This is a genomic window from Paracoccus hibiscisoli (assembly GCF_005048265.1).
Taxonomy (GTDB): domain Bacteria; phylum Pseudomonadota; class Alphaproteobacteria; order Rhodobacterales; family Rhodobacteraceae; genus Paracoccus; species Paracoccus hibiscisoli.
Genome location: NZ_SUNH01000051.1, coordinates 1 through 9,958 on the forward strand (window position 1 = coordinate 1; position 9,958 = coordinate 9,958).

Genomic DNA, 9,958 nt, shown 5'->3' on the forward strand with positions numbered 1-9,958 from the left:
TGGCCTGGCCTCCCAGGTCATCTCGGGATCGAACCAGATCGTCAGCGAGCCACGACGCTTCAGAGCTTCGTTCTAGGCGGGCCAATTCCTGATCTTGTAGGCGGGGGGGCTGGGTCGGCTCATGCGCCCCCAGCTACCACGCTGGATTCACAAGATGAATCCCTCACGCGATTTGTGCAACAGAGCCGCGCCGCGGGCTGAAACGGGGCTTTGACACGGCACCGTGATCTGGCCCATGATCCGCGCCACTGTCCGGCCCGCCTAGCCGGGCCGCAAGGGGGGGCGGCGGATGCAACTGGATATCCTGATGATCGAGGACGAGCCCAACATCGCCGAGGCGGTGCGCTTTATCCTGTCGCGCGAGGGATGGCAGGTCGATCTGCACGCTGACGGGGCAGGCGGGATCGAGGCGATCCAGGCCGCCCGCCCGCGCCTGGTGATCCTGGACATGATGCTGCCCAACCGCTCGGGCGCCGAGATCCTGGAGGATCTGCGCGGCGCGGGCGACCCGTCGCTGGCCTCGACCCCGGTTCTGATGCTGACCGCACGCGGCCAGGTGCCCGATCTGGGCGCGCAGGCCGATGCCGTGCTGGCCAAGCCGTTTGAGAATGACGACCTGCGCGCGATGGTGCGCCGGATGCTGGCCTGATGCCCGACCGCCCGCTGTTCCTGGAACGCGCCTCGTTCCACCGCCGCCGGTTGGGGGATGCGGCGCGGGTGCTGCCTGTCGTGACCATGCTGCTGCTGCTGGTGCCGATCTGGTGGATGCCGGGTGTGCTGTCCTATGCGGGGGGCGCGGTCTGGCTGTTCGGGCTGTGGGCGGTGCTGATCGTCGCGGTCTGGGCGCTGCACCGCGCGCTGTTGCGGGCCGAGGACGCGACGTTGCGCGCCGACACCCCGCCGGAGGACCCCGATGCCCTTTGAGGCGCTGCTGGCGACCTGTCTGGCCTATGTCGCGCTGATGTTCGGGGTGGCCTATGCGGCCGACCGGGCGGCGGCGCGGGGGCATGTGCGCTGGCTGGATCACCCGCTGGTCTATACGCTGTCGCTGTCGGTCTATTGCTCGGCCTGGACGTTTTACGGCGCGGTGGGCTATGCGTCACGCTCGGGGCTGGAGTTCGCCACGATCTATCTGGGGCCGACGCTGGTGTTTACAGCCGCCTGGTGGGGGCTGCGGCGGCTGGTGCGGGTGGCGCGGATGCATCATGTCACCTCGGTCGCGGACCTGATCTCGGCCCGGTTCGGCAAATCGAACCGGCTGGCGGCCATCGTGACGCTGATCGCGGTCATCGCCTCGACCCCCTATATCGCGCTGCAGCTGCAATCGGTGCGCTTGTCCTTCGAGGTCTTCGCGACCAACGCGCCGAACGGTCCCGACACGGGCGCGATGGGCGGCACGGCGCTGTGGGTCGCGGCGGGGCTGGCGCTGTTCACCATCCTGTTCGGCACGCGCAACCTGGCCGCCGACGAACGCCACCACGGTGTCGTCACAGCCATCGCGCTGGAGGCGGTGGTCAAGCTGCTGGCCTTTGTCGCCCTGGGCGTCTTTGTGGTCTGGGGGCTGGCGGACGGGCCGGGCGACATGCTGGACCGCATCGCCCGCACCGCCGCCGACCCCGCCGTGGCCGAGGGCTGGCTGCTGAAGCCCGACCGCTGGACCGCGCTGATCCTGGTGTCGGCGGCCGCCATCCTGACCCTGCCGCGCATGTTCCAGGTGATGGTGGTCGAGGCCGCCGACGAGGAACGCCTGCATGTCGCGGGCTGGGCCTTCCCGGCCTATCTGTTCATCATGTCGCTGTTCGTGCTGCCCATCGCGGTGATGGGGCGCGAATTGCTGCCCGCGGGGTCGGACCCCGACCTTTATGTGCTGACCCTGCCTGCGGCGGCGGGACAGGATATGCTGGCGCTGCTGGTGTTTCTGGGCGGGTTCTCGGCGGCGACGTCGATGGTGGTGATGTGCGCGATCGCTGTCGCCACGATGGTGTCGAACCATTGGCTGGTCCCCGCCTGGCTGGCCCTGCGCCGCATCCCCGCCCCCGATGAGACCGACGATCTGCGCGGCTTTGTCCTGAACGCGCGGCGCATGGCGATCCTGGCGGTGGTCGCGGCGGGCTGGGTCTATCACGAGGCCTCGGGCGGGGCGGCGGCGCTGGCGGCGATGGGCCTGGTGGCCTTCACCGGCATGGCGCAGGTGCTGCCCGCGATGCTGGGCGGGCTCTTGTGGCGGGGCGCCAACCGCAAGGGCGCCTATGCCGGGATCGGGTCGGGGCTGGTCCTGTGGATGGCGCTGATCTTTCTGCCCTCAATCGGCGTGGGGGGCGATCTGCCGGTGCCTGCGGGGGTGGACCCCTGGACAGCGGCGGTGGCGCTGTCGCTGTCGCTGAACACGCTGGCCTTTGTCGGCATGTCGATCTTTGGCTTTCCCGATCCCGTTGAACGGTTGCAGGGCCTGTCCTTCGTCTCGGCGGTGGAGCCGATCCGCCACAGCCGCATGCTGCGCGCCGACGACCGGGCCGAGCCGCTGCTGGCGATGGCGCGCCGGGTCTGGGGGCCGGACGCCGCCCTGCGCTATTTCCAGGCCGAGGCGCGGGCGCAGGGCAAGACCGGCTATCTGCCAGACCTGACGCCGCGGTTCCTGACGCGGCTGGAGCGGCGGCTGGCGGGCTCCATCGGGTCGGCCACGGCGCATGCGATGATCGACCGCGTGGCGGGGGGCGTCGCGCTGACCGTGGCGGACCTCTTGCAGGTCGCGGATGAGGCGCAGCGCGCCAAGGAGGAGACGCAGCGCCTGGAGGCCGCCCAGGCCGAGTTGACCCGCACCGCCCGCCAGCTGCGCCAGGCCAATGACAAGCTGACCGCGCTGTCGGTGCAAAAGGACGCGTTTCTGGGCCAGATCAGCCACGAATTGCGCACGCCCATGACCTCGGTCCGGGCGTTCTCCGAGATCCTCAAGGACCCCACCCTGACGCCCGAGGAACGCGGCCGTTTTGCGGGCATCATCCATGACGAGGCCGGGCGCCTGACCCGCCTGCTGGACGACCTGCTGGACCTGTCGGTGCTGGAAAGCGGGCGCGCGCAGCTGACTGTGACGGTGGCGAACCTGCATGACCTGATCGGGCGGGCGCTGACGGCGGCCTCGGCCACGCGGCCCGAACGCGGGTTCCTGATCGACCGGGACCTGCCCGCGGAACATCTGGGCGTGATCACCGATGCCGACCGCCTGCTGCAGGTCCTGATCAACGTGATCAGCAATGCGCGCAAATATTGCGACGCCGCCCATCCGGTGCTGATCATCCGCGTCCGCCGCCCCGAATCCGGCGGCGCGATCATCGACATCGTCGACAACGGCAGCGGCATCGACAGCGGCCGCCAGTCGCTGATCTTCGAGAAATTCGCCCGGCTGAACGACCCTGCGCGGGCGGGCGGCGCGGGCCTGGGCCTGGCCATCTGCCGCGAGATCATGCTGACCCTGGGCGGAGAGATCAGCTATCTGCCCGGCCAGGGCGGGGCCGCGTTCCGCATCCAGCTGCCGGCGCGTCCGCCGTCGGGTTCTTTGCCGGATTAACGGTTTCTCAACCCAGACGGGTCATTTTGGACGGGCAGCGACAGCGTGATTCGGACGTGATATGACCCAGGCAGACCCCAACAACCAAGGACCGGGCGTTTTGCGCCGCATGCTGCAGGCGCGCGCGCAGGTCCGGTTGGGGCAGGGCGGCGCGCCGCAGCTGCCCGCGCCGCCGCCGCCCACGCCCGCGCGGGCAGCCGCCACCGCCATCGGGCGCGCCGCCGACCGGCTGTATCAGCTGCCCGTGCGCGCCCTGTCGGTGCGCCCCGGTGCGCTGACCCTGGCCGAATTGCCCGAAATGTTGCCCGAGCTGCCGCTGGTCGCGGTGCTGCAGGGGCCGGGCGATCTGTTGGGCGCCATCGCGCTGTGTCCGCAGGCGGTCGCGTCTCTGGTGGAATGGCAGGCCCTGGGCCGGGTGACCAATCGCGGGCTGGAGCGGCGCCGCCCGACGCGCAGCGACGCGCTGCTTTGCGCCGATTTCATCAATGCGCTGCTGACCGAACTGCCGGTCGAGATGACGGGCGTCGAGGGGTTCGACGCCATCGGCGGATACCGCTTCCTGACCCATCTGGACGACCCGCGACCGCTGTCGCTGATGCTGGACGACAGGCCCTTCCGCAGCCTGTCCTTTGAGCTGGCGATGGGCGGCGCGGAGGCCCGCGAGGGGCGCGTTCTGCTGGCGCTGCCGCAACCGGCGGCCGGGGCGCAGCCGCGCGCCGAACCTGCTCCGGCACCTATTCCAGCGCCGCCCCCGCCTCCGGTCCTGCCGCGCCCCAGCCTGGCCGAGCCGATGCAGGACGCGCCGATCGCCGTCACCGGGGTGCTGTGCCGCAAGCGCGTGACCCTGGCCGAGCTGCGCGGTTTCCTGGAGGGGCGGCTGCTGACCCTGCCACGCACCAGCCTGACGAATGCCACGCTGGAGACGCAGGACGGCCAGGTTCTGGCCACCGGTAAGTTCGGAGAGGCCGAGGGCTGCCACGCGATCAGGCTTCGCGATCCGGCGCAGGCCGCCACCGACGAGGCGACCCCCGCGATGGGCATGCCGGTCATGGGGATGGGCATGGCCCTGGGTGCCGCGCTGGTGCCGGCCGACCTGTCGCAACCCGACCCGTTTCGCACGGCGCAGGACGCGGATGTCGGGGGCGGCTTTGGCTTTGGCGGTGACCTGACGGCGCTGAACGGGTGAGCGGACGCTTTTTCCTTGAATTCCCGGCATTCTGGTCGCATGTAACGGCGGTCCCGAATCTTGCGGGATGTTAAGGACGGAGTGACCATGGCCAAGGAAGAAATGCTCGAATTCCCCGGCGTCGTGAAGGAACTCCTGCCCAATGCGACATTCCGGGTCGAGCTTGAAAACGGCCATGAGATCATCGCACATATGGCAGGAAAGATGCGCAAGAACCGCATCCGTGTTCTGGCTGGCGACAAGGTGCAGGTGGAAATGAACACCTATGACCTGACCAAGGGGCGGATCAATTACCGCTTCAAATAAGCCGTCCCCCGGGACGGCCGACACCACCGGAGGCCGCCTCATGGCCCAGACACGCCCCAGGCTGATCCTGGGTTCGGCCAGCCCCCGGAGGCTGGAACTTCTGGCCCAGATCGGGATCGTGCCCGACGCCCTGCGCCCCGCCGATATCGACGAGACCCCCCGCAAGGCCGAACCGCCCCGCGATTACGTCCGCCGCATGGCCTCGGAAAAGGCCGCCGCGCTGGATCTGGCGCCGGATGAGGCGCTGCTGACGGCGGACACGACGGTCGCCGTCGGACGCCGCATCCTGGGCAAGCCCGCCGACCGGGCCGAGGCCGCGTCCTTCATGCGGCTGATGTCGGGCCGCCGCCATGTCGTGCTGACCGCCATCGCGCTGCGTCACGGGCCGCGCACCGCGCTGCGCCTGGTCGAGACGCGCGTGCGCATGCGCTCGATCGACGATGCCGCGCTGGAGCGGTATCTGGATGCGGGCGACTGGCAGGGCAAGGCCGGAGGCTATGCCATTCAGGGGGCCGCGGCGGCCTTCATCCCCTGGTTGCAGGGGTCGTTCTCGGCCGTGGTCGGATTGCCGCTGTCCGAGACCGCGGCGATGCTGGCCGCGATCGGCATTCACCCCACCCCGAAAGGAGACGCCCCATGAAGGGTCGCCAAGTCGTTCTGGGGCATCTGTTCGGCCTCGAAGCCGCCGCCCTGATGCAGGATGGCCAACTGGTCGATCTGCTGGTCGCCAGCGATCCGCTGACGGCGCTGCCGCCGGGCGCGATCTGTCGCGCGGCGACCGACCGCTTCATGAAGGGGCAGGGCGGCGTCTTCCTGCGCCTGCCCGAGGGCCAGACCGGCTATCTGCGCGACCGCAAGGGCGTCTCCGAGGGCAAGCCCCTGCTGGTCCAGATCGCGGGCGTGGCCGAGGACGGCAAGGCGCTGCCCCTGTCCACCCGCCTGCTGTTTCGCGGCCGCCACGCGCTGGTCACGCCGGGGGCGCCGGGGGTCAATGTCTCGCGCAGCATCCGCGACGAGGATCGCCGCGACGAACTGGCGTCCCTGGGCCGGGCCCTGCTGGAGGATCGTCCCTATGGGCTGATCATGCGCAGCGCCGGGCTCGACGCCGAGGATGACGAGATCCGCGATGAGCTGGCCGAGCTGATCGAGCTGACCGACCGCGTCTGCGCCGAGACGACGGGCGCGCCCGAACTGCTGCTGGACGCACCCACGCCCTGGGAGCAGGCCTGGATGGACTGGGCCGACCCTGCCCCCGACGCGGTCGAGGAGGGCGAGGACAGCTTTGATCGCTGCGGTGTGCTGGAGGCGGTCGACGCGCTGTTGTCGCCGCGGATCTCGCTGCCGGGCAGCGGGGATGCTTTCATCGAGGCGACGCGCGCCCTGGTGGCCGTGGATGTGAACACCGGCAATGACACCTCTCTGGCTGCGGGTCTCAAGGCGAACATCGCGTTGGCCCGCGAGCTGCCGCGCCAGTTGGCGCTGCGCGGTCTGGGCGGGCAGATCGTGATCGATTTCGCGCCCATGCCCAAGCGGGATCGCGCCACGCTGGATCAGGTGCTGCAGGCCGCGTTTCGCGGCGCCGGGTCCGAGACCACGCTGGTCGGCTGGACCGCGATGGGTCTTTATGAGCTGACGCGCAAACGCGACCGGGTGCCGCTGGCGCGACTGGCCGCGGCCAGCGGGGCGGCCTGATGGCCTGTCCGATCTGCTCCAAGGACAGCGACCCGCGCTATCGCCCGTTCTGCTCCAAGCGCTGCGCCGATGTCGATCTGGCGAAATGGCTGCGCGGCGCCTACGTGATCCCGGGCCCGCCGCTGGAGGATCTGCCGGACGACGACCCCGACCGTCCCTGAGGCTAGCTCTGGCCCGCCTGATATCGACCCGCACGATCGCGACCTGCGGGCCCATCCGATGCTCCGTAGTACGCTCTGCCTGTGCGTTCTTTTCGCACAAGCGGCAGCATCGCGACGTCTCCGACCTTGCCCCGCATCTGCGCCCGCCAAAATGCGGGACTGACACAAAAATCCAAGATTTGGTCTGGACAGCATTGAAGACGCCTCGTAAAAGCGGCGCATCCACGGAGCATCGTATCCGTTCGGAGCCCGGATAGCTCAGTTGGTAGAGCAGCGGATTGAAAATCCGCGTGTCGGCGGTTCAAATCCGTCTCCGGGCACCATTTGAAATTTCTTGCATTGTCAGCTTACTAAGGACTTGGCCGCTGAGTCAGGTTACCGAATCTCGTTTTTGAGCTGTGATATGAGCGTGGCACAAGGTAAGCGCGACGCGGCCCCCCTCCTGCCGCTTCTGATCTGACCGGGCCATTCTCCGTGCGCATGAGCGTTGGAGGTGTTGGTTTGGAACGAGACGGCAAAGTGGGCGTCCATTTGGACGGCCCAGGGGACTGAGGGATTCTCGGCTGGAGGTGATCGAGGGGCTGAGCGGGCGTCGGCGGCGCACGAAGGCGGAGCGGGCGCGGATCGCGGCGGAGAGTCTGGTGCCGGGGGCCTCGGTAACGGATGTCGCGCAGCAGCACGGGAGCACGCGCTGGCAGGCCTACGACTGGCGGAAGAAGTTGCGGACGGGGCAGCTTGTCGTACCCGAGAGCGTGGCGGCCCTGCCGAAGTTTGCAGAGTTGGTGGTCGAGCGTCCCGCAGCGGCGATGCCGACAGAGACGGAGGTCGCCACCGGCGTGGAGATCGTTGTCGGCGATGTCGTGATCGGCGTCGGGGCCGACGCCGATGAGATCCTGCTGACCAGGTCCATCCGGGCGGCGCGGACGGGGACATCATGATGCTCGGTCAGGGAGGGCCGACAAAGGTCTATATGGTGACGCGCCCGGTGGACTTCCGCAAGGGGAGTGAGGAGGGTCAGAAAACAGTCCGGTGGACTGTTTTCCCGACGACCGGCCTCGCGCTGGCGGTGCAGGAGATGTTTGGGCTCGATCCATTCTGTGGGGCGGTCTTCGTCTTCCGCTCGAAACGGGCGGACAGGATCAAGCTGCTGGTTTGGGATCAGACCGGAATGGTGCTCGTTCACAAGCGCCTTGAGGGAGGCAAGCTCGTCTGGCCGCAGATGCGGGACGGAGTGATGCGGATCTCCTCGGCGCAGCTGGCGGCTCTGTCGAAGGGTTGGATTGGCGGCTGGTGCGGCCGGAACGGGCGCGGCGTCCGCTGGTCGCAGGGTGAGCGAGCGGACGCACGGGAATTCCCTGTTTTTGCTAGCCAGAACCGCGTTAGCGTGATTCACTCCGAGGTATGGATGCCGATGCCCTCAGCCGTGAGAACGCTCATCTGAAGGCCCGCCTGACCGAGGTCGAGGCGGCGCTCGTGGAGGTGCAGGAGGCCAATCGTCGGCTGGAGGGCATCCTGCGGGCATCGCAGCGCGAGCGCTTCGGCAAGAGTTCCGAGAAGCTGTCACCCGACCAGTTCAATCTGCCGCCCGAGGATGCCGAACTGGCCCAGGGCATTCTCGCGGCCGCGCAGGAGAAGGCAGAGGCCGCGCTTGCCCAAGCGCGCGGGGAAGAACCTCGTAAGCCCGCGCGCAACCGCGGGCATCTGGCGGCGCGCCTGCCCCGGGTTGAGCGCGTGATCGACGCCGCCAGCATCCAATGCCCCTGCGGCTGCGGTGAGATGGCCCGGATTGGGGAAGATATATCCGAGCGGCTCGACGTGATCCCGGCGGAGTTCTAGGTGCTGGTGACGCGGCGCCCGAGATACGCCTGTCGCCGCTGCTCGCAGGCCGTGGTGCAGGCGCATGCGCCCGAGCATGTTGCCCCTGGCGGGCTGCCGATTGAACGGCTGATCGCGTGGATCATCGTCTCGAAGTTTGGCGACCACCTTCCGTTCTACCGCCAAGCGGGGATCTTCGAGCGGCAAGGTCTCCACCTCGACCGTGGCACACTCGGCAACTGGACGGGGCGCGCCTTTCGGGGCTTACGCGGCCCCACTGGGGCCACGGTCCCCTCAAGTCCACCTGATGCCTGTCATCGACCACATGAAGGCTCATCTGCGCGGCGCCGACCGGATCTTCGTCGACGAGACCCGCGCGCCGGTGCTCGATCCGGGCCGGAAGGTCACCAAGAGCAGCCACTTCTGGGCCGTCGTCTCCGACGATCGCGGCCATGGCGGTGTCGGTCCGCCCATCATGCTGTTCCACTACGCCCCCGGCCGAGGACGGGAGCATCCGCTGAAGTTCCTCGCCGGATACCGCGGCCGGTTGCCTCGCAATGTGACGCCTACCAGTCCTACAACGCGCTGACCGAGATCACGCGCGATCAGGGGCCGTGGCAGCTGGTCAATTTCTGGACCGATGTCCGCCGTCGCTTCGTGAAGCGCTTTGAGAGCGAGGGCTCGCCCATCGCCGAGGAAATGTTGCGCCAGATCGCATTGCTGTATCGGATCGAGAAGACGGTGCGCGGGCACGACCCCAGCAACCGCCTCGCTGCCCGGCGCGAGCACTCGGCCCCGATCATCGCCGCGCTCAGGCCCTGGCTGGAAACTCAGCTGTCGCGCATCCCGCAGAAACTCTCTCTGGCCGAGGATATCCGCTATACCCTTGCGCACTGGCCAGGCCTGATCCGCTTCCTCGACCACAGAACCCTCGAGCCCGACACCAACCCGGCCGAAAACCAGATCCGTCCGATCGCGCTGACCCGCAAAAACGCCCTCTTCGCCGGCAACGAGGTCGGCGCCGAGAACTGGGCCATGCTCGCCTCGCTTGTCGCCATCTGCTAAATGGCAGGCGTGAACCCCGTCGACTATCTCGCCGACACCCTCCGCGCCATCCTCGACGGACACCCCAAATCCCGCATCGAAGACCTCATGCCCTGGCGGCACGCACAGCCGGCAAGCCTCGCCGCCTAGGGCCTCGTCGTCGCGTACTGACGGTCTTCCATGGTTGGG

The 9,958-nt window shown here is 68.5% G+C and carries 10 protein-coding genes, 1 tRNA gene and 2 pseudogenes; 12 read left to right on the plus strand and 1 reads right to left on the minus strand.

Annotation, left to right across the window (positions count from 1 at the left end; all coding sequences use genetic code 11):
• Nucleotides 1-123, minus strand: a pseudogene (locus tag FA740_RS18550) (IS5/IS1182 family transposase); the annotation flags it as partial.
• 166 nt (nt 124-289) lie between these two features.
• Here FA740_RS18550 and FA740_RS18555 point away from each other — a divergent pair.
• The 12 genes and pseudogenes from FA740_RS18555 to tnpC all read left to right on the plus strand — a co-directional run bounded on the left by FA740_RS18555 (nt 290) and on the right by tnpC (nt 9,919).
• Nucleotides 290-649, plus strand: coding sequence for a response regulator transcription factor (locus FA740_RS18555; protein WP_136858296.1), 360 nt, complete (start codon nt 290-292; stop codon nt 647-649).
• A complete protein-coding gene (locus FA740_RS18560) occupies nt 649-924 on the plus strand; it encodes a hypothetical protein (RefSeq protein ID WP_136858297.1) in 276 nt (91 codons plus the stop codon). Before FA740_RS18555 ends, FA740_RS18560 begins: the two co-directional genes overlap by 1 nt.
• Nucleotides 914-3,565, plus strand: a complete 2,652-nt coding sequence (locus tag FA740_RS18565; RefSeq protein WP_136858298.1) for a sensor histidine kinase — start codon at nt 914-916, stop codon at nt 3,563-3,565. The genes FA740_RS18560 and FA740_RS18565 overlap by 11 nt, the downstream gene beginning before the upstream one ends.
• A 61-nt stretch (nt 3,566-3,626) precedes the next feature.
• Nucleotides 3,627-4,751, plus strand: coding sequence for a FliM/FliN family flagellar motor switch protein (locus FA740_RS18570; RefSeq protein ID WP_136858299.1), 1,125 nt, complete (start codon nt 3,627-3,629; stop codon nt 4,749-4,751).
• Nucleotides 4,752-4,838: 87 nt separating this feature from the next.
• Entirely contained in the window at nt 4,839-5,057 is a 219-nt protein-coding gene (gene infA / locus FA740_RS18575) for a translation initiation factor IF-1 (protein ID WP_010397442.1), read from the plus strand.
• Between the two features lie 40 nt (nt 5,058-5,097).
• Complete coding sequence (locus FA740_RS18580) at nt 5,098-5,697, plus strand: Maf family protein (protein WP_136858300.1); 600 nt, start codon at nt 5,098-5,100, stop codon at nt 5,695-5,697.
• On the plus strand, nt 5,694-6,749 hold the full coding sequence (locus tag FA740_RS18585; protein WP_136858301.1) for a ribonuclease E/G: 1,056 nt from the start codon (nt 5,694-5,696) through the stop codon (nt 6,747-6,749). The genes FA740_RS18580 and FA740_RS18585 overlap by 4 nt, the downstream gene beginning before the upstream one ends.
• Complete coding sequence (locus FA740_RS18590; protein ID WP_136858302.1) at nt 6,749-6,910, plus strand: DNA gyrase inhibitor YacG; 162 nt, start codon at nt 6,749-6,751, stop codon at nt 6,908-6,910. The genes FA740_RS18585 and FA740_RS18590 overlap by 1 nt, the downstream gene beginning before the upstream one ends.
• Nucleotides 6,911-7,157: 247 nt before the next feature.
• A tRNA-Phe gene (locus FA740_RS18595) sits at nt 7,158-7,233 on the plus strand.
• Nucleotides 7,234-7,479: 246 nt separating this feature from the next.
• A complete protein-coding gene (locus FA740_RS18600; protein WP_246053732.1) occupies nt 7,480-7,848 on the plus strand; it encodes a transposase in 369 nt (122 codons plus the stop codon).
• The gene (gene tnpB, locus FA740_RS18605) at nt 7,845-8,351 is read left to right on the plus strand and encodes an IS66 family insertion sequence element accessory protein TnpB (RefSeq protein WP_136858304.1); all 507 of its coding nucleotides are present in this window, start codon (nt 7,845-7,847) and stop codon (nt 8,349-8,351) included. Before FA740_RS18600 ends, tnpB begins: the two co-directional genes overlap by 4 nt.
• A pseudogene (gene tnpC / locus FA740_RS20380) lies at nt 8,312-9,919 on the plus strand (IS66 family transposase). The gene tnpB and the pseudogene tnpC overlap by 40 nt, the downstream one beginning before the upstream one ends.
• Nucleotides 9,920-9,958 lie beyond the last annotated feature (39 nt).

What these genes read in the sequence shown, in the direction of transcription:
- FA740_RS18555 (WP_136858296.1), top strand. Translation starts at nt 290, where the DNA reads ATGCAACTGGATATCCTGATGATCGAGGACGAGCCCAACATCGCCGAG.
- FA740_RS18560 (WP_136858297.1), top strand. Translation starts at nt 649, where the DNA reads ATGCCCGACCGCCCGCTGTTCCTGGAACGCGCCTCGTTCCACCGCCGC.
- FA740_RS18565 (WP_136858298.1), top strand. Translation starts at nt 914, where the DNA reads ATGCCCTTTGAGGCGCTGCTGGCGACCTGTCTGGCCTATGTCGCGCTG.
- FA740_RS18570 (WP_136858299.1), top strand. Translation starts at nt 3,627, where the DNA reads ATGACCCAGGCAGACCCCAACAACCAAGGACCGGGCGTTTTGCGCCGC.
- infA (WP_010397442.1), top strand. Translation starts at nt 4,839, where the DNA reads ATGGCCAAGGAAGAAATGCTCGAATTCCCCGGCGTCGTGAAGGAACTC.
- FA740_RS18580 (WP_136858300.1), top strand. Translation starts at nt 5,098, where the DNA reads ATGGCCCAGACACGCCCCAGGCTGATCCTGGGTTCGGCCAGCCCCCGG.
- FA740_RS18585 (WP_136858301.1), top strand. Translation starts at nt 5,694, where the DNA reads ATGAAGGGTCGCCAAGTCGTTCTGGGGCATCTGTTCGGCCTCGAAGCC.
- FA740_RS18590 (WP_136858302.1), top strand. Translation starts at nt 6,749, where the DNA reads ATGGCCTGTCCGATCTGCTCCAAGGACAGCGACCCGCGCTATCGCCCG.
- tnpB (WP_136858304.1), top strand. Translation starts at nt 7,845, where the DNA reads ATGATGCTCGGTCAGGGAGGGCCGACAAAGGTCTATATGGTGACGCGC.